Origin of the sequence: Pseudomonas sp. MS15a(2019) (assembly GCF_013277805.1) — a bacterium.
GTDB lineage: Bacteria > Pseudomonadota > Gammaproteobacteria > Pseudomonadales > Pseudomonadaceae > Chryseomonas > Chryseomonas benzopyrenica.
Genome location: NZ_VBTN01000018.1, coordinates 1 through 18037 on the forward strand (window position 1 = coordinate 1; position 18037 = coordinate 18037).

The 18037-nt window shown below is 56.6% G+C and carries 20 protein-coding genes and 2 pseudogenes; 5 read left to right on the forward strand and 17 right to left on the reverse strand.

Going from position 1 to position 18037, the window contains the following annotated elements; translation table 11 throughout:
- Nucleotides 1-289, reverse strand: a pseudogene (locus FEZ61_RS23385) (IS21 family transposase); the annotation flags it as partial.
- Nucleotides 290-1018: 729 nt separating this feature from the next.
- On the opposite strand from FEZ61_RS23385, the gene FEZ61_RS23390 reads away from it, so the two are divergent.
- Nucleotides 1019-1864: an AraC family transcriptional regulator gene (locus tag FEZ61_RS23390; RefSeq protein WP_003464995.1), complete on the forward strand. Its 846-nt coding sequence runs from the start codon at nucleotides 1019-1021 to the stop codon at nucleotides 1862-1864.
- Nucleotides 1865-1893: 29 nt separating this feature from the next.
- Here FEZ61_RS23390 and FEZ61_RS23395 read toward each other — a convergent pair whose 3' ends face one another.
- Nucleotides 1894-2412, reverse strand: a complete 519-nt coding sequence (locus FEZ61_RS23395) for a DUF417 family protein (protein WP_003464991.1) — start codon at nucleotides 2410-2412, stop codon at nucleotides 1894-1896.
- Between the two features lie 169 nt (nucleotides 2413-2581).
- Between FEZ61_RS23395 and FEZ61_RS23400 the strand changes: the two genes are divergently transcribed.
- Nucleotides 2582-3738 (forward strand): IS3 family transposase gene (locus tag FEZ61_RS23400; RefSeq protein WP_242455226.1). Its coding sequence is split into 2 segments (ribosomal slippage): nucleotides 2582-2852 and nucleotides 2852-3738, totalling 1158 coding nucleotides; the frame shifts between segments, so codons are not numbered across the junction.
- Between the two features lie 666 nt (nucleotides 3739-4404).
- Here the strand turns inward: FEZ61_RS23400 and FEZ61_RS23405 are convergent.
- Entirely contained in the window at nucleotides 4405-5676 is a 1272-nt protein-coding gene (locus tag FEZ61_RS23405) for an IS4-like element ISPa1635 family transposase (protein ID WP_004423958.1), read from the reverse strand.
- A 361-nt stretch (nucleotides 5677-6037) separates the two neighbouring features.
- Here FEZ61_RS23405 and sdhC point away from each other — a divergent pair, with 361 nt between their 5' ends.
- The gene (sdhC, locus tag FEZ61_RS23410; protein ID WP_005005993.1) at nucleotides 6038-6412 is read left to right on the forward strand and encodes a succinate dehydrogenase, cytochrome b556 subunit; all 375 of its coding nucleotides are present in this window, start codon (nucleotides 6038-6040) and stop codon (nucleotides 6410-6412) included.
- A gap of 860 nt (nucleotides 6413-7272) precedes the next feature.
- Here sdhC and FEZ61_RS23415 read toward each other — a convergent pair.
- The 5 genes from FEZ61_RS23415 to FEZ61_RS23435 all read right to left on the reverse strand — a co-directional run bounded on the left by FEZ61_RS23415 (nucleotide 7273) and on the right by FEZ61_RS23435 (nucleotide 10125).
- Nucleotides 7273-7539 carry a hypothetical protein gene (locus FEZ61_RS23415; protein WP_003464988.1) on the reverse strand — a complete coding sequence of 89 codons (267 nt, stop codon included), beginning with the start codon at nucleotides 7537-7539 and terminating at the stop codon, nucleotides 7273-7275.
- Nucleotides 7540-7708: 169 nt separating this feature from the next.
- The gene (locus FEZ61_RS23420) at nucleotides 7709-7990 is read right to left on the reverse strand and encodes a DUF427 domain-containing protein (RefSeq protein WP_003464986.1); all 282 of its coding nucleotides are present in this window, start codon (nucleotides 7988-7990) and stop codon (nucleotides 7709-7711) included.
- A gap of 67 nt (nucleotides 7991-8057) precedes the next feature.
- Nucleotides 8058-8330 (reverse strand): glutaredoxin 3, encoded by a 273-nt coding sequence (grxC, locus tag FEZ61_RS23425; RefSeq protein ID WP_005005995.1) that lies wholly within the window; start codon nucleotides 8328-8330, stop codon nucleotides 8058-8060.
- Between the two features lie 453 nt (nucleotides 8331-8783).
- Nucleotides 8784-9530 carry a ferredoxin reductase gene (locus tag FEZ61_RS23430; RefSeq protein WP_002118292.1) on the reverse strand — a complete coding sequence of 249 codons (747 nt, stop codon included), beginning with the start codon at nucleotides 9528-9530 and terminating at the stop codon, nucleotides 8784-8786.
- Nucleotides 9523-10125 carry a sulfite oxidase-like oxidoreductase gene (locus FEZ61_RS23435; RefSeq protein WP_003464980.1) on the reverse strand — a complete coding sequence of 201 codons (603 nt, stop codon included), beginning with the start codon at nucleotides 10123-10125 and terminating at the stop codon, nucleotides 9523-9525. The genes FEZ61_RS23430 and FEZ61_RS23435 overlap by 8 nt, the downstream gene beginning before the upstream one ends.
- Nucleotides 10126-10592: 467 nt before the next feature.
- On the opposite strand from FEZ61_RS23435, the gene FEZ61_RS23440 reads away from it, so the two are divergent.
- Nucleotides 10593-11063: a hypothetical protein gene (locus FEZ61_RS23440; protein WP_003464979.1), complete on the forward strand. Its 471-nt coding sequence runs from the start codon at nucleotides 10593-10595 to the stop codon at nucleotides 11061-11063.
- 325 nt (nucleotides 11064-11388) lie between these two features.
- On the opposite strand, the gene FEZ61_RS23445 is transcribed toward FEZ61_RS23440, so the two are convergent.
- The 3 genes from FEZ61_RS23445 to FEZ61_RS23455 all read right to left on the reverse strand — a co-directional run bounded on the left by FEZ61_RS23445 (nucleotide 11389) and on the right by FEZ61_RS23455 (nucleotide 13258).
- Nucleotides 11389-11682, reverse strand: a complete 294-nt coding sequence (locus tag FEZ61_RS23445; RefSeq protein WP_003464978.1) for a DUF1330 domain-containing protein — start codon at nucleotides 11680-11682, stop codon at nucleotides 11389-11391.
- Nucleotides 11683-11740: 58 nt separating this feature from the next.
- Nucleotides 11741-12172 carry a heme-binding protein gene (locus tag FEZ61_RS23450; protein WP_005006001.1) on the reverse strand — a complete coding sequence of 144 codons (432 nt, stop codon included), beginning with the start codon at nucleotides 12170-12172 and terminating at the stop codon, nucleotides 11741-11743.
- Between the two features lie 72 nt (nucleotides 12173-12244).
- The gene (locus FEZ61_RS23455; protein WP_002118279.1) at nucleotides 12245-13258 is read right to left on the reverse strand and encodes a zinc-binding alcohol dehydrogenase family protein; all 1014 of its coding nucleotides are present in this window, start codon (nucleotides 13256-13258) and stop codon (nucleotides 12245-12247) included.
- Nucleotides 13259-13333: 75 nt separating this feature from the next.
- Here FEZ61_RS23455 and FEZ61_RS23460 point away from each other — a divergent pair, with 75 nt between their 5' ends.
- Nucleotides 13334-13501: a hypothetical protein gene (locus FEZ61_RS23460; protein ID WP_016487060.1), complete on the forward strand. Its 168-nt coding sequence runs from the start codon at nucleotides 13334-13336 to the stop codon at nucleotides 13499-13501.
- 204 nt (nucleotides 13502-13705) lie between these two features.
- Here the strand turns inward: FEZ61_RS23460 and FEZ61_RS23465 are convergent, their stop codons facing one another.
- From FEZ61_RS23465 to FEZ61_RS23490, 6 genes and pseudogenes are all read right to left on the reverse strand, one after another.
- The gene (locus tag FEZ61_RS23465) at nucleotides 13706-14674 is read right to left on the reverse strand and encodes a magnesium and cobalt transport protein CorA (RefSeq protein ID WP_003464971.1); all 969 of its coding nucleotides are present in this window, start codon (nucleotides 14672-14674) and stop codon (nucleotides 13706-13708) included.
- Nucleotides 14671-15375, reverse strand: coding sequence for a glutathione S-transferase N-terminal domain-containing protein (locus FEZ61_RS23470; protein ID WP_003464969.1), 705 nt, complete (start codon nucleotides 15373-15375; stop codon nucleotides 14671-14673). Before FEZ61_RS23470 ends, FEZ61_RS23465 begins: the two co-directional genes overlap by 4 nt.
- A 140-nt stretch (nucleotides 15376-15515) precedes the next feature.
- On the reverse strand, nucleotides 15516-16055 hold the full coding sequence (msrA, locus tag FEZ61_RS23475; RefSeq protein ID WP_003464967.1) for a peptide-methionine (S)-S-oxide reductase MsrA: 540 nt from the start codon (nucleotides 16053-16055) through the stop codon (nucleotides 15516-15518).
- Between the two features lies 1 nt (nucleotide 16056).
- Complete coding sequence (msrB, locus tag FEZ61_RS23480; protein ID WP_003464965.1) at nucleotides 16057-16500, reverse strand: peptide-methionine (R)-S-oxide reductase MsrB; 444 nt, start codon at nucleotides 16498-16500, stop codon at nucleotides 16057-16059.
- Between the two features lie 520 nt (nucleotides 16501-17020).
- The gene (gene istB / locus FEZ61_RS23485; protein WP_020309287.1) at nucleotides 17021-17824 is read right to left on the reverse strand and encodes an IS21-like element ISPst3 family helper ATPase IstB; all 804 of its coding nucleotides are present in this window, start codon (nucleotides 17822-17824) and stop codon (nucleotides 17021-17023) included.
- Nucleotides 17817-18037 (reverse strand): annotated as a pseudogene (locus FEZ61_RS23490) (IS21 family transposase); the annotation flags it as partial. The gene istB and the pseudogene FEZ61_RS23490, both read right to left, overlap by 8 nt.

Here is an 18037-nt window from a genome sequence, read left to right on the forward strand (position 1 = left end):
TGAACCGGCTGTAGCCACCGTCATAACCATCGGCTTTGATTTGCGCCAACAGCGCCTTGGCACTGCGCCGCTGTTGCTTGGGGCGCAGCGAATCGGCTTTTAGCGCCTGCTCCAGCGTGGCGTGAAAAGGGCTGAGTTTGTTGAAGATCGCGCGGCGTTGGTAGACCGGCGGCTTGGCCTCAGGTGCTCTGACCCACTTGCGAATCGTGTTGCGCGCCAACCCGGTGCGCTTGGCTATCTCATGCAGCGACAGCTTGTCGCGGAAATACATCCGGCGAATTTTGCCCATCATTTCCATACTGATCACCCTGTGTTCTCCTGCTCAAAAATTGAGCAGAAGCAGTTGAACACCTGGGTCAGTTTTCAGTCGGCAGAACAGCCTCTACTGGGTCAGTTTTCGGTCAGCGGCAACAGATTAACCATGTTGCTGGCTTGCCACCAACACCGCTCAAGGTACGGGTGGACATTTCCCCGGAAATTTTCGAAAAGGTCGCTTTGGATGACAGTGTGTTCGTTTTCGTACAGACGCTATCGGGCTCCAAGGTACCTCTCGCTACCATACGACTTAAGGTCTCAAGTCTGCCGGCCGAGGTGGAGTTTTCAGGCGCTGATGCAATAGTTACCAGCAACACCTTATCGCAGACAGCCGCGATTCAAGTGACTGCTAGGGTCTCTAGGGGAGGGAAGAGTAGGTCGGGGGAATGGTTGGGCCGAAGCTCGACGACATTAAATTCGAAGAGCGCTAGGCTGAAGCTTACGATCAACCTTCCGGATATCTGATCGACTGCACCGCAAAGTGCTGTTGCCAGGTACTGTAAAATAGAAGAGTGAGCACTTGATTTGCTGGTGCTTTCAAACAACGGTGTTGTTTTTTTAACAGCCGAACTGGAAAGGGAGGCTGAGCTGCTCAGTGATCACTTTATCCGTTGGCTGATTTACGCCGGCATGTTCGCTACAGGCACTGAACGACAACGCAGATGGTATGGTCTGTGCGTTCTGACTCGTCAAGGATCGGCCAATGGATCGTTTGTCTAATTTGCTCTCGCGGTTCGGCGTGCGGGCCAATCTGTTCTATGACGGCGACCTATGCGGCTCTGCATCTTACGATGGCGCCGAGCGGCGAGGTTATATCCATCTGCTTCAGGCCGGCAGCGTGACGTTGCTTGGTCCCGATCGCAAGGATTTGCAGCTCACTCGCCCTAGCTTGATTTTTATGCCACGCCCCGCCAAGCATCAATTGTTTGCGGGTGAGTCCGATGGCGCAAAGTTGTTGTGTGCTTCCATGGAGTTTGAGGGCGGAATTGATAATCCTTTGTCGGCTTCATTACCGGACTGTTTGGTGCTCGCACTCGATGATCTGCCCATGCTGGCAGACACGTTGGAGTGGATGTTTGCCGAGGCGGCAAATGTGCATTGTGGAAGGGAAGCCGCGCTTGAGCGCTTATTTGAGCTCCTAATCATTCTGTTGCTCCGTTACCTGCTCGATCATCACCAGTTGCGCACCGGAATGATGGCTGGACTGGCCGACATGCGGCTTGCCCGATCGCTTTTACAGATGCACAACTCCCCGGAACATGCCTGGTCAATAGCAGAGCTGGCCAGTGAGTCAAATATGTCACGCGCTGCGTATGCCGTGCATTTCAAGAGTGTCATCGGACAGACGCCTGCTGATTATTTGTTGAGTTGGCGAGTTAGCCTGGCTCAGAAGCTGATGCGAGAAGGGCGCTCGATTACGCTGATTGCAGCTCAAGTCGGCTACGAAAGTCCTTCGGCGCTGTCTCGCGCATTTAGACGCAAGACGGGGTTGAGCCCTCGTGACTGGTTGAAAGATCTGGCGGGGGAAAATGATGGCAAAAAGGCCTAAGGCATTACTGCCTTAAGCCATTGAAAAAATTATGCATTAATTTTACGTTTTTCCAGTTCAACCAGCGAATGGCCTGCCACAAATATCGAAACAGCAAGCAACCCTAAGTCTTTAAGCAGAAACTGACCTGGCGCAACGGAAATCGCCGGAAACCCTAAACTAGGCTCAATGACGCCCGGAGTGGAAAACATAAAGCTAAGGGTTGTGAAGAACAGGCCTGCAGACAGAGCGCCTCCTACCACGGATAGTTTGGGCGACAGCATGCGGCCTGCGATCAGAGTGCCGATCGAAATCTCTAGTATGCCGAGCAGGCTGGAGAACATGTCGACCGAAAAAATGCTATACACCCATCCCAAAAGCGGGCTGTTGCTCACCAGTGGAACCAGGCCCTCGGCCTCGTAGTGGGTAAATTTCATGCCGCCGAACCAGAAGTAAATAATAGCGAGAGCCAAGTACGCGCCATAGATACCTAGCCCCATAGTTTTGGTTCCAAGCGTTAAGTGGGCCTGTACGCTGGACTTCGAGTTTTCAATGCCTATGGTTTTCATGTCTGAGCTTCCAGTAGTGAGTGAGAGTGTGTTGGCTGCCGAACGCCGTATGCGTTGGCGATGAGATTATTATGGCTGGCATCTCTAATCAAGAGGCATCAGAAAGTATTGATCTTGCCCAGTCCCAGTGGACACCCCCGTTAAGCGATAAACTGCAACGAGGTGAATCATGGCAAGACAAGCAACCCCAATGAAACAGACCCGCACCCGCCATTCCCAAGCCTACAAGGACGAAGCGCTGGCTTTGGCCGACCGCATTGGCGTTAGCAAGGCTGCCGAACAGCTCGGCCTGCATGCTTCCCAGCTCTACGGCTGGCGGAGCAAGAAGCACCAGACTCAGGCCGGCAGCGAGCGCGAGCAGTCGCTGGCCGACGAGAATGCCCGACTCAAGCGGCTGTTGGCCGAGCACGCCGAGGAGCTGGCCATCGTAAAAAAGGCGGCCGCGTACTTTGCCAAGAGCCTCAAGTGAAGTACGCCTTCATGAGGACTCATACCGCGCATTTCTCGATCCAGGCCATGTGTCGCGTGTTGGGCGTTGCCCGCAGCGGTTACTACGCTTGGTGCTCTCGCAGGCCGTCAATGCGCCAGCGGCGAAGAGCCGAACTGGATCGGCAGGTCGCTCAGGCATACAGCGCACGCAAGGGCCGCAGCGGGGCTCCACGGCTGTGCCACGACCTGCGGGAAGCCGGCCTACCCTGCAATCGCAAGACGGTAGCCGCCTCGATGCAACGGCAAGGACTGCGTGCCAAGGCCGCCAAGAAGTTCAAGGCCACGACCAATTCTCAGCACTCCCTGCCAGTGGCAGAGAACTTGCTCAAGCAGGATTTCAAGGCATCTGCGCCAAATCAGAAATGGGTGGGTGACATCACCTACCTGCATACGGAGGAAGGCTGGCTGTATCTGGCAGTGGTCATCGATCTGTATTCACGGATGGTGATCGGCTGGGCCATGAACGAACGCATGACGGCCGACTTGGTTTGCGATGCCTTGCACATGGCGCTGTGGCGACGCAAGCAGCCTAATGACGTGATCGTGCATAGCGACCGCGGCAGCCAGTACTGCTCAGCGGCTTACCAGGAGCTGATCCGCGCCCATCACTTGCGATGCAGCATGAGCGCCAAAGGCAACTGCTACGACAATGCCTGTGCAGAGAGCTTCTTCCACAGCCTGAAGGTCGAGTGCATCCACGGCGAGCGCTTCACGAGCCGCGCCCAGATGCGTGAAACCGTGTTTGAATACGTCGAAACCGATTACAACCGCCAGCGGCGACACAGCACGCTGGGGCACATCAGCCCAGAGGCCTTCGAGGCCAGGATGTGTGCTTAAACCCGTGTCCACGGCTGCTGGGCAAGATCATATTGATTTCAGTGCAGATCGTCTTGGGCGGTGCAATTCGCGATGAAGGGATCGCCGTGGAGAGCGATGAGTGCACTATTTCGATAAAGGAGTCGTTTTACATAGGTCGATGAAGCGCGTTGCGGCATCGCCTACTGTCATTTCTCAAATCTGACTATGGGGCTTGGGGCGAAGGGCGGCACTGACTAGGCTTAGAACAGCTACCAACTAGCCGCGCGGCCGCGATGCACAAAGAATGGTAACTGAGCCGTGAGTGCGGTGGGCGCCCGCATTTATTTCCAAACCCTACAGATACATCGATCTTCGACTTCAACCGGGCAGATAGCTGTTGCAGCAAGCCTATCAATCGACTTTGACGTGTTAAAGAGGATAGGTTTTCCAGGGTTGGGGAACAGCCAATGTCATCAACCTAAGCTGCAGCCCTGCCCAAGGCAAGCCCCCCGAAGCAGCCAGCCGCCATGGCCGTCGGGCGATGACCAGGCCTCTGCCGCTCAATCAGGCGGTCTAGCTGGGCTGGCGGTGATGTGATCATCGTCTGTTCCGGCTGTCTAGGCGAGATTTCTCGTTCTCCGGACGAGCCTATGCCGACCGCTTGTGGCCAGCTTTTTTGCACGGAGGTTGGGCGGTGGTGTTTCTTCAGCGCGTCGGTTTGTAGCCCTCACAACCTCGGCTGGCTGCGCGTTTGCGTTGGCGCGCAAAGCTACGGCCTGAGCGTACGGCACTGAGGCTTTTAGCCATCAAGGCCAGCACATTGCTCAGCCCCTGAGCACAGTGCCGCACCAGCAGCTCGACCAGGGTATTTTTGAGCCGTGACACGCCTTGGGTGAAGTTGACTTTCCATCGCAGCTTGCGACCTTTGTGGCGCTGTTCGATGACCGGCTGTAGCAGGTGCTGCATCAACAGCGCCAGGTTCTTCAACAGTTGAGCGGCATGAAAGTCCTGCTTTACAGCGGTCACGCTGCGGCCGCTGAAGTTGTCCAGCGTCAGGGTTTGTTTGAGGCGACGGAAATCGGTTTCGATGCCCCAGCGGCGGTGGTAAAGCTCGGCAAACACCTCAGCGGGAAAGGCTTCTCGATCCAGCAGCGAGGTCAGCAATACTTCGCTTTCGCCGTTGGCCAACTCGACCCGGATCAGTCTCAGCTCGATCTGGCTGGCAGGATCAACGCCAGCCTCGGAGCAGAACAGACGTGCTTCAGGATGGTTGGCCACGAAAAGCTGTGTGTCTTCAACTTGGCCAGAGTGTAGAAACGCTTTGACCTGGGCGTTATAGCCACAGGGCAGGCGCATCAGAAAGTGCCGCTGTTGCTGCGCGAACAGCGCGAATAACCAGTGCCCAGGGTAACCACGGTCAAACAGCGTCAGGCTGTCAGCCGGCAGGTGCTCAAGGTGCAGATGGGCACAGTCGCGCTCGCCGACGGTCAGGGGCACGATCAGGCTATGCAAGGTTTGACCGTCAGCGACTTCGTAGAGTGTGGACAAGCGAGCCATGGGAAAGCCAGAGTGACTGCCAAAGAAGGTCGCCATGGTCGACTCCAGGGGTAAATGCACGGTCGAGCCATCCACCGCGAGCACCCTCAGCCCACGCCACTTCTGACGCAGCCCGAAGCAGTCAATTTGTTGCTGCAGGAGGCGATTGAGACTTTCAAATACCTCGGGGTTGAGCTTTTTGCGCGCTTTGCAGAAGGCCTGCGCAGTGACCATTTGCGTCTCAGTCGACGCCTGATTGAGTACGCGATAGAACTGATCGAGTTCGGTTTGCAGGGCCGTGCGCGGCTGATTGAGCAGGAACAGGACGAGGTTCTTGAAGGTGAGCTGGCGTCGGCGGGTAAAGTCTTGAGGATTCTGGCGGTGGGCGGCGATGAAGGCGGGACAATCGAGCGGGCTGGTTATTTTTTGTACAATTTTCAAGCCAGGGTTTGGCTGGCGGTGTCAAGCGATGCGGTATAGGTAGTCAAAAGGGCTTCTCCCATGCACTGATTTGAGCGCTAATTATATGATATTTATGGATAATTTCCAAAGTTGATGACATTGGGGGAACAGCATGCCCTGCAGAACGACACACGTCACTTTTGTTAAATTAATAAGCTAGCTACCTATTGGGCATAACCTTGCAATTTGCTTCAATTTACGCACATGCACTTGCGACCTCAAAATGCAACGTAAGCCCCGAATATCTCCATTATTGTCGCCGCCAGCCTTAGTTACAGCTGCTATGATGAATGAGATCGAAAACTGAAATCCCCCACTAGAATTGTTGACTGGAGTCAAAATGAATAAAAAGCGGCCGGTTAATCTTGATATTCGAACCATTCAGCTTCCTCTCACGGCGCTTACATCGATTCTGCACCGGATTTCAGGAATTATGCTCTTTATTTTTCTGGGACTGATACTGTATATGCTGAGCAAATCGTTGGAGTCAGAAAAGGGTTTTAATGAAGTCAAGGAGATTTTTTCTTCACCTTTCGGCAAAGTTAGTTTCTGGTTGGTATACTCTTCATTTATTTATCATCTCGTAGCCGGAATTCGACACCTAGTTATGGATGTGGGTGTTGGTCATACTTTGAAAGGCAGCAATCGCGCCTCTACTATTGTTTTAGTAGTGTCGGGTGTTTTAATGGTTGCTGGCGCCGTATGGATTTGGTAGCTGTGGAGTCGTAATGCGTATTTACAAGGACTAAAAGCGTCCTTTAAAGCTAACTTACGAAAGTATTTATAATCGACGGTTCACGCTTAAACGGTTGAATCCTTTCGGGCTTCCGAATAGCTGTTAGCTGAAAGCTATCATGAGCTAAGTTTTCTGTGCATCATCAAATGTGTTAATGGGAGCGCCATAGTACTAGGTACAAATATGGCTCTAGGACAATGTTAGATGTTTTGGATTTTGAGGCGGATCGCTCTTATCGAAGATCGTCTAATTCGCTCTGAAGCGCAGGTTTTTTGAAACTATCACCTGGTTGGCACACTGTGCGAATCAACATCAGATATGAGAAAGCCAATCAGGTGAACACTACCCTCGAGGGCTCATCTGTCCAGTTAAAGCCTCGAGTCTTTCTGGGTGCGCAAAAGACAAGAAGGTTATATGGGAAAATTATGAGGCCTGGATACCATGCGTCATGGGCGTGCCGATGCTGTGAGTGACAGAGCGAGAAGCAAGTGAAAGTCCCTGAAGTAGGGGCGGGATGCGCCCGAGTGGCATTTTTTGTCTTAAGGTAGATCGCGTAGCTGTTCTTCAGAATAATCTTCAGAGCGTTGACGACAGCCATCGCTGTGCATTCCTCAAGAATAGAATGTGTCGGAAGGGTGGCGTCATTGGTGTTAGTCATCGCTTAGGATTTCTCAATCTGGCTTACACGGGCGCCTGTACCGATATCCCCGCGGATGGCGACGTATCGATGTTGAATTCCTCGCCAGACGAAGTGCAATGAGCTGCGGCTATAGGCTTGCGCAGCCTTAGATAGCCGGCCGTCGCAGGCGCGCCGGTTGGCCGGGATCTTCTTCTGCCCGTCAGGTGTCCGGTCGGAACTCCAGCACGAACGCTACGACCTTTTCGGCGGACATTTCGCACGGCTTCAACAATGTCCTATCTGATGTAACGCGGAAGAGGTTGAAGCTGACAATGTCAGTCCCGTCCAACTCCCTGGCGAACAGACTGTTGCGACGTCCGTCCCCAGATCGCCGGACGATCAAGCTGAAACGCCGGCCTTCATAAGTCCCTTCTCTGTATCCCTCCGCAAGCTTCGCGAAAGCGGCATCGAACTCGGAATGCTCCATGTCATCCATCCTTATTGATAGAACAGAGGCGCGGCGGGTGCGAGACCGCCAGTGCCGGGTCGCGCTAAGGTGCCGGGCAGATTCCTGCAGCCGACGAGGCCCGGGGTGGGCAGGATAATTGAGATGTCGGCGCCCGCATGGCTATCAGCGAAGTCGTCCGTCCAGTCTGCTAGGCAACGTCCACGCCTTTCCAGAAAGCGATGTAATCCCGGATACCCTCGGCATCCGGAGTGGGGGCGGGATAGGTCCAAGCGGCGTTCACGTTGAGCGCGTCACCCGCGCGAACATGAAAGAAGCGCGCGGCGCCTTTGATCGGACAGACAGATGTGTGCGGGCTCATCTCAAGCAGGCTCAGGTCGACTCCTGACGGTGGGAAGTAGTGATTTCCCTCGACGATGACTGTTTCGTCGCTTGTGGCGATAGTAGTGTCTTTCCAGATGGCTGAGACCAACGGACTCTCCTTTTGTATTCATCAACCGGCGAAGGCTCGCGGGCTGGCTGCCCCAAGCCGCACCTCCTCAGGTGGCAGGCGGGTTGCGCCCGAGAAGTTTGTCGAGCTCGCCTCTGACATCGAGCGCGAATAGCTCATCGGAGCCACCGATAAGGGTGCCATTGATGAAGATCTGCGGCACGGAGCTTCGCCCCGACGCTTCCGCCATGGCCTGCCGGTGAGCCGGATCCGCCTCAATATCGAGCTCCTTCCATCGCACGCCCTTTTCCTTGAGGAGCGCCTTCGCTCGGCGGCAGAACGGGCACCAATTCGTGGTGTACAGCAATACATCAGTTGTCATATTGCATCTCCGGCAGTTGCACGCGGATCGCTGTCATGGCGTTGATCTCCAATTCGCGGCGTTCAAAGATGGCGACTGCACCTTGGCCGACATCGGAGCAGATGCTGACGATTGGCCGCTATCCAGGCGACATGGCCCAAAGTGCTTTCACCGCCAGGCAGAGGCCGCACGCGCCTCCTGTAGCGCCGAGCCGATGCTCTAAGGTAACCGAGCCTCGATTGGGACGGAAGCGGTCCCGCTCGAATCGCCCATCATGCTGGTCGAGCATATCAGGACGACGGATAGTGCAGGAACTTTCAAATTGAGCTTGATGTCGAGCCAGGTATCGCGAGCGAAGGCGTTCTAGAGGCCGGGGGGTACGAAGACTGTGTTCGGCAAAACGGTTCACGTTGATCGCCAAAGCTTCCCAGGGCGCACGTCTACGATCGGCGCGACGTGAGATAGCTCGCGCCGCTAGCCCCCGTAGCGCTCCGTCTTGATGATGGAGGCGTCCAAGCCCGCCAGCAGCGCGCTATCGGTTGCGATGTTGACGAATCCGTTAGACCCGCAGACGAACACTTGCGTCGGCTTTCCCTGAAGCCTGGTTAGAATTTCTTGGACCATCATGCCGTCGATCCGTCGCGCAAAGTCCGATGCGCGAACCGGTTTCTCGCGCGTAATCGCGAGCGCCAGGACGAACGCCGGATCGCTGATTTCGATGCAATGAAGTTCTTCTGAGAAGAGAACGTCCTCGGCGGTTCGTGCGGACAGGAGCAACGCTGTCGGAACGGCTTGGGCCAATGCGCGGCGCTGCCGGATCATTGCCATCAACGGCACGAGGCCGGAGCCTCCCCCGATCAACAGAACCGGATCTATGGCAGGCTCAGGCCAAAGGAAATGGCCACCGAGCGGACCGCGAACTTCGATTTCGTCACCAATCGCCGCGATGTCGTGAAAAAACGGCGAAACTTCGGCATCCGGCATGCGCTCGATAGCTATCTCGACGATCGGGGTCGAAACTGCCGATGACGCGATCGAGTAGCTGCGCATTGCACTGTAGCCGTCGGGCGCGGTCAGCCGGATATCGACGTGCTGACCTGCGGTGTGCGCGAACGGCTTGCTCAACCGAAGGAAGAAGCTCTTGATACTCGGTGTTTGCTGGATGATGTCGTCGATCACGCATGATTGCCACGAACGGACTTGCGCTTCGTTTTCAGTCATGGGTGTATCGTTGTTCGCGCCACGGATCGCCGTAGATGTGATAGCCGTGCAGCTCCCAAAAGCCGGCCTCGTCACGCGTCGTGAATTGCAGCGCATTCACCCATTTGGCGGATTTCCAGAAGTAAAGGTGCGGCACTAGAAGACGCGCCGGCCCCCCATGATCGCGGGAAAGTGGCTTGCCCGCATAACTGAGGGCGACCATCGCTTTCCCGGAAAGCAGATCCGTCAGAGGGACGTTTGTCGAATAATTATCGTAGCAGTGCGCCAAGACGAAATCGGTAGGCCGATCAAGCTCTGCATCTGCAAGGATGTCTTCAATGAGTACACCCTCCCAAACGGTATCCAGTTTGGACCAAGAGGTGACGCAGTGAATATCCTTTGTCACCTGGGTCTTTGGTAGAGTGTTGAATTCGCCCCAATTCCACGTTTTGACGGGCTTCGGACCAATTTTGACTGTGAATTTCCAGTCGGAGGGCTCTACCCTCGGCGTAGGGCCGGCCGACAGAACAGGGAAATCCTCCACCAGATGCTGACCTGGCGGAATCCGATCGGACTGGTCGCCTGAACCGCGACCGGTGAAACCTCTGGTGACCATAGTGACCCCTCTTGCTCGATACGGCAGACCGAAGCCGGCCTTCATTTCAGTACTCTGCGTAAAGCATTTGCCCGCACATCCGCCGAATAAGCCAATCGACTAAAAATCAGATACAGATGCTCTATCATCGTAAAAAATCGCGTATCGAACATAGCGTCAGGCCAGCATGATTCCCAATACCCAATGGCTATAGGGTAGATAACCCCAAGGCTGCGTACGCTGATCTGCGGTATGCGGAGCGGAAGTTGCAGGTTCGCTCTCAAACGGATGGGCAGCGTGCAAAGCTCAAGGCTCACCAGCGCATGGTTGCCCAGTTCGCGCTCGCCGGCAGCTTGAGTATATTAAGGACGAAATGTCGATCTGATCTATTCTGGCTTCAGGAAATAGGGAAAATAAGGTCGGACGTTCGCGCACCGTCGCGACGCGCGATCATCCACTAAGCTTCTGTATCGGGGTTGGAGGATCAGATGAACGAGATCGAACGACAAGCGCCTGAGCTGCGGGTGCAAAAATGGATTGGCAAAGATGGGGAAAGTATCGCGCCGTTCAAACTGTCAGATATCGGGCCCGGCCCGAAAATCTTGTTTGCCTTCCAGCATTGGTGCCAAGGTTGCCATTTGCATGGGTTTCCGACGCTACAAAAGTTGCATGCAGCGTTGAGCTCAAAAGACGTGGGGTTCGCAGTGATCCAGACCGTCTTCGAAGGAACGCATGAGAATACCTTCGAGAAGTTGCGCGTGAACCAGCTCAAGTATGAGCTTCCTATCGTTTTCGGTCACGACGAGCAACCGACCGGCTCGCCGTTTCCAACCTTCATGGAAGACTACCGCACACGAGGAACTCCGTGGTTTACGGTTATCGACGCTGGCGGTAGCATTGTTTTCTCGGACTTCCATCTCGACGCGGAGCGACTAGTGAAGCAACTTGAGCAAGGTTAATCGTTGGAAGGTGGGCAATCATCCTGATTGCCACCCATCCCCTGATGCCCACTACAGGCGTTGCGCGCTGTAACTCTGTTGATCAGCGTGCGAAAACCCGGATCCGGATAGGAGGAGCGTCAACGATTGAATCAATCCGTTGGGAGAGGGCGGCTCCGCTCCGTCAGCTCGGCAATAGATAACCCATTCTCGCCGAGCAACTCTCTGATCCGATCGACGATATGAGCCCCTAGCGCCGCTGTCTTGGTCCCCCCCACAGATTCCCAAGATGCGAGTTCACACGCCGATACCTCGTGGTCAGCGCCGAAGTGCTTCTGTCGGTATGTCACCGCCGCCCTTCAATGATAAAGGCGCGGTAACGGGAACCGGCAAAGCGATGAGCAGCGATGGTTTGGTAGGCGGGACTGTCATACCAGTCGCGAGCGGCCTGCATCGTCGGGAAACGCAAGATTACGGCCCCTTCGATGGGCGGCCCCTCCAAATGCTGGATCGCGCCATAAGCGGCGAGAAAGGTAACGTCGTGACCATCGAACGATGGTCCGACGCCTGCAGAATAGGTTGCGAGTGCATGTGGGTCGCTGGTTTCTTCCCGCGTAAAGACGACGAACGCTTCCATCATTAGGCCTCTCAAAGGTTGGATCTGTTGGCCATTACCACCGGTGATGGCCTCACAGTCGTCAGGCTGGCAACTGGAACCCGATTTTCATGAGTGCCTCGACGCACGCATCCTGATCCTGCTGATAGTTGCCTCCGGAGATGCCTATGCCGCCGATCAACTTCCCATCCTCCAGAATCGGATAACCGCCGCCGACAGCGACCATCCGAGGGCGATAGGCTAGCGGCGCCACTTTTGGATCGTTGGTCACATAGTCGTTCCAGACATGGGTCGGGAACCCAAACGAGGCGGAACTCCAGGCCTTGTCGATGGCAACATCGACGGTAAGGAACGGCGCATCGTCGGTGCGCTCGAACGCGCGCAGGTTACCGGTGGCGTCGACGACGGCGACGGCAGCCGGGATGCCGATGGCACGGGCCGCAGCGAGCGCCGCGTCGATGAGGGCGACTGCGGTTTCGCGGTTGATCGAGGCGGTGGCAATAGATTTGGTCATGGGATTCTCATCGCTGGGGCATAACCCGTTCGGCTTTTTGAGGTTGGACAAGATGTTTGGCGATCGCGGTCGTTAGAAGCCTTCGAGGACGATCTTGCCTTTAGCCGCGCCACTTTCGATCAGTGCATGCACCGTCTTCAGATTGGCGGCATTGATCGGCGACAGTCGCCGGGTCAGCGTCGTGCGGATTTTGCCGTCGTCAACCAGCGCTGCCATCGCATCCAGAATCTCGCCCTGCTCATTCATGTCGGGCGTGCCGTAGATCGACCGCGTGAACATCAGCTCGTGGTGGATCGACACCGCCTTGCGCTTGAAAACCATGATATCGAATGCCTTGGGATCGTCGATCAGTCCGAACCGTCCTTGTGGGGCGATCAGTTCGGCGATGTCGGCGACATGTTGCTCGGTATGTGTGGTCGAAAAGACGAAAGCGGGAGCACCGATGCCGAGTTCGGCGATCTGTGGCGCGAGCGGACGAGAATGGTCGATGACGTGGTGAGCTCCAAGCCCTCTTACCCACTCTTGGGTTTCCGGTCGAGAGGCTGTGGCGATGACGGTGAGGTCCGTGCGCTGTCGCGCGATCTGGACGGCGATCGACCCAACCCCGCCCGCGCCACCGATGATGAGGATCGCCTCCGCCGCACCGGGTACGGGCTTCGCCACGTCCAGGCGGTCGAACATCGCCTCCCAGGCCGTCAACGTCGTCAGCGGCAGCGCCGCCGCTTCCGCCCAGGAGAGCGACGCAGGTTTGTGACCGACAATCCGGGCGTCGACGAGATGGAACTCCGCATTGGTACCGGGCCGTGTGATCGATCCGGCATAATAGACCTCGTCGCCTAACTCGAACTGCGTGACGTCGGGGCCGACCTCGCGCACAATCCCGGCGGCATCCCATCCCAGCACCTTCCAATCGCCATCTGCCGGCGGCGTGCTGTTGCGGACCTTGTAGTCGACCGGGTTGACCGAGACGGCCTTCACCTCAACCAGGATATCGTATCCTGCAGCGACAGGCCGAGGCAGATTGATGTCGACCAGCGCGGCATCCGCGGCGATGGGTCCCGGAACCTTGTAACCAATGGCTTTCATAAATGTCTCCAGCTTGCTTGATCGGATGACGCGAATGCTCGTTAGTCAACTTCTTCTACATTGAGGTCCCGACTCTTGAACTGGGTCGCGGTAGCAGATTTCATCGAACACGTCGATCAACAGGCCCTTATGCTCGGTCGCCGGATCGGTGATCGCGTAGAGGGTGGAGGCGTTATCGCCATCATCACCGCTTCCGAGGCGAAACGCCGCGTCGACGCAGATGCCGCACGGACCGATGGTTGATCCTGGCTCGAGATCGACGAGATTGCTGTCCTTGACGCGCTATTCGCGGTCTTAGCCCTTGGCGATGAAGGACTGAACTGCTTGTAGAGCGTCGGTCAGCTGCTATGTCATGGACGCACCTTCATCTTGAGTTGGATTGGACAAGCTTCCGTATAAGGCCCGCTGTAACCGTCAGATGACGGCGAAGAAAACGATGGGCAGTATTCACAGCCACTTAGCCTTCTTGAAGCGCACAAATAGGAAAACGCACGATATCGCTATCACTCCGAGCACGACAAAGTATCCGTAGGCCGTGTCCAGCTCCGGCATGTGCTTAAAGTTCATGCCGTATATTCCAGCGATCGCCGTCGGGACTGCCAGTATTGCCGCCCAAGCCGCCAGCTGGCGGGTGATCACCCCCGTCCTTTGCGCTTCAAGAAGGCTGCTGGCCTCAAAGACCGTGGACAGGACAAGCAGGAGGCCGTCGACCATGGACTGCACGCGGTGGACATGGTCCGCGACGTCGTGGAAATATGGTGTCATTTCGGCGCTGATGCAGGGAAAGTGGCCGCGAACGAGCTTTCGCACCAGCTCGGCCATAGCCCCGAGCGTGCGCTGGAACCGCGTGAGTTCGGACCTTAGTTCGAAGATTCGCGCCACCTCTTCTGGCCCGAGGAAATCGTGCAGCGACCGTCGCTCCATCGCCAGGACGTCGTCCTCGATCATTTCGAAGATGGGCAGATACTGGTCGACCACGCGATGCAAGATCGCGTGCAGCACATAGTCGACACCCTTGCCGAACTGCGTCGGCGATGCCTCGAGTTGCTCCCGAAGTTTGCCCAGCGCTCCGGCATTGCCGTGCCGCACGGTGATAAGGTGATTGTGACCGGTGAAGATCGCCATCTTGCCGTAGCTGATCCGGTCGCCGACCAGCTCGGCGGTCTGCGCGACGACGTACAACTCATCGTTGTAGACCTCGAGCTTGGGCGGGCACAGCGGGTGCATCGCGTTGTCGATCGCCAACGGATGAAGATTATATGTCCTTTGGATCGCGAGTAGTTCCTCGGGGGTGGGTTCGCTAAGCGCGATCCAGCAGAAGCCCGAGCGACTCTCGCCCAACTTGACGTGCTCATCGAGCGCGATTTCGCGAACTCGCTTGCCTTCGTTGTAATAATAGGCGGCGATGATGCTCATGCTGGCCTCGCGGGAATGTGGAGGCCACGCTGGACGGCCGGTCGAGCCAGCCCGCGTCCAAGCCATGCGCGGACGTTCGAAAAGCTGCTGAGGCCAAGGATGTCACCCGCAGCGTAGAATTCCACCAGCGCATTCACCCAGCCGAGCGTCGCGATGTCCGCGATCGAATAGTCGTCGACGATCCAGTCGCGGCCTTCCAGCCGGCGATCCAGAATCCCCAGCAGACGCGTGGATTCGTCGATAAAGCGCTGTTGCGGCCGCTTGTCCTCATAGTCCTTGCCGCCAAATCGCAGGAAGAAGCCGAGCTGACCGAACATCGGCCCGATGGCCGACATCTGAAAGAACACCCACGCTAGGGTCTCGTAACGCTGGCCTGGTTCGGTGGAGATGAACTGACCCGTCTTGTCGGCCAGATAGAGGAGGATCGCACCGGATTCCCATAAGGCGATGGGTCTACCGTCAGGGCCAGCCGGATCGATGATCGCCGGTATGCGTCCGTTCGGGTTCAGCGACACGAACGCCGGATCCTTCGACTCGTTGTTCGAGATGTCGATCAGGTGGGGCTCGTACGCCAGGCCAGTCTCCTCAAGCATGATCGAGACCTTGACGCCATTGGGCGTAGGGGCTGCGTAGAGTTGCAGGCGATCGGGATGAGATGCCGGCCAGCGCTGCGTGATCGGAAAGGACGAGAGGTCTGGCATAAATCTGCGATCCTGGTGTTGCGATGGCGACTGACTGGAACGAGCCGTCACTCTGAAGTAGGGTTCGATGACCGCGTCGCTGAACGACGCGGTCACGAAGATTGCGGACCGGATCGGCGCAGTGGCAACGGCAGTGAAGCCTATTCCGCCGCGGTCCCGGCCGCTGGCTGTACGTCGTCAACCTTTTGGCGCTTCGGAAGCACCCAGCCGGGACGGACGAAGTGGCAGGTGTAGCCGCCCGGGCGCTTCTCCAGATAATCCTGGTGATCGGGCTCGGCCTCCCAGAACTCGCCGACCGGCTGGACCTCGGTCACCACTTTGCCATCCCACAGCCCCGAGGCATCCACATCGGCGATCGTATCCTCGGCGACGCGCTTCTGCTCCTCGTCGACATAATAGATGCCCGACCGGTAGGAGAGCCCACGATCATTGCCCTGGCGGTTCAGCGTCGTCGGATCGTGGATCTGGAAGAAGAATTCCAGGATGTTCCGGTAGCTCGTCACTGTCGGGTCGAAGACAATCTCGATCCCCTCGGCATGCGTGCCGTGATTACGATACGTGGCGTTCGGAATATCGCCGCCCGTGTAACCCACACGGGTCGAGATGATGCCGGGCCGCTTGCGGATCAGATCCTGCATGCCCCAGAAACATCCTCCTGCGAGAACAGCGCGCTGATGCATGTTAAGCCTCCTCTACTTGATCGAGATATTCACCGTATCCCTCGGACTCCATCTCGTCGCGCGGGATGAAGCGAAGGGACGCTGAGTTGATGCAGTACCGCAGACCGCCGCGGTCGGAAGGACCATCGGGGAACACATGGCCGAGATGACTGTCTGCGTGTACTGACCTGACCTCCGTCCGGACCATGCCGTGTGCGCTGTCCCGCACCTCGTTCACGTTTGCCGAAACGATCGGCTTGGTGAAGCTGGGCCAGCCAGTACCCGAATCGAACTTGTCCGTCGAAGCGAACAGTGGCTCTCCCGACACTATGTCGACGTAGATGCCAGGCTCCTTGTTGTCGTTGTACTCGCCCGTGAAGGGCCTTTCGGTGCCCGCCTCCTGGGTAATTCGGTGTTGCTCGGGAGTCAGGTGGTCGATTGCTGTCTGTGACTTTTCAAACTTCATTACAGTCTCCAATACTTATCTAGAGGGCCAGGCACGCTACCGCTAATTTTTTATGTCTCCTGATTTGCTCCTACAATGGTAGTGGGATGGCAAACGAGGTTTTACTAAGTGTTGGAAAATTAGAGATTTAAATTTCGCGTCTATTAATTCTAGCGCAACTGAGTGGTTAAGCAAGTACGTAATCAGTAAATATTAAAAAAATAACACAAAAGCACGATTATATAATACAGTGTCAGTGTTTTATGATAATCAACAACGCCTGTTTAGATGCTGGTAGATGCGAATTTTTTGGCGTACAGTCAAAATTTTCTGATGGTTGCTTAGTGTGTTGGCGCTGATGGAAAATTGACCCACCCTGCCGATTGAAATTTGACCCAGGGCGGATTGCTGATTTTGTTACCAGCAACTGTGGATAAGTCTACCAGCGCAGCTGCTGTTGCCCCCACTCCTTCGCTAGCCCAGTTCAGTTGTTTAAGACCTGCCACACGCAGCCATGTAGCAGGCCGTCGTCGCCATGAAATCAGAACGGCTCATCGTCCTCCGGTTCCTGGCCGCCCTTACGCTTTCGCTCCCGTGATTTGATCTTGGCCTGGGCCGCCAAGCTACTGTGTTGCAGGCGATAGGACTCGTTACCGGTTTCGACGATGTGGCAGTGGTGGGTCAGCCGATCCAGCAGGGCGGTGGTCATCTTGGCGTCGCCGAACACGCTCGACCATTCGGCGAAGCTCAGGTTGGTGGTGATCGCCACGCTGGTGTGTTCGTACAGCTTGGATAGCAGGTGAAACAGCAACGCACCGCCGGCCTGGCTGAAGGGCAGATAACCCAGTTCGTCGAGGATGACCAGATCCATGCGCAGCAGAGCTTGGGCGATCCGCCCGGCTTTGCCGTCGTGCTTTTCGCGCTCCAGCAGATTGACCAGATCGACCGTGGAGTAGAAGCGCACGCGCTTGCCGTGCCGGGTGATGCCGGACACGGCCAGCGCAGTGGCCAGGTGGGTTTTACCGGTGCCAGGCCCACCGATCAGCACCACGTTCTGCGCGGTGTCGGTAAAGGCCAGACTGGCCAGTTCGCTGATCAAACGAGCGTCTGCGCTGGAGGCGCTGAAGTCGAAGCCGGCCAGGTCGCGGTGCATCGGCAGCTTGGCCATGTTCATCTGGTGGCTCACCGAGCGCATGGCGCGATCTGTGTGCTCTTGTTCCAGCAGGTGTTCGAGCAGCCACTTGGACGAGGCTGTGTTCGACTCACCCTGTGCAGTTAACTCCGCCCAGGCCGTGGCCATGCCGTGCAGGCGCAGCTCCTTGAGTTCCGCCATCAAATCACGCATGACCGACCTCCTCGGCCTGGCCACGCAGGCGGTCGTAGCGCGCCGTGTTAGCGACGGGGGCTTCCTTGAGCGACAAGTGGGTTTCGACGCTGGGTGGTGGTTCGGTCGCGGCCAGGCGCGCCACGACATTGAGGATGTGTTCGGCGCTCAGGCTGCCGCTCTCCAGTACCAGCTCAACGGCTACCAGCACGGCATCGAGCCCGGCGACCGGTA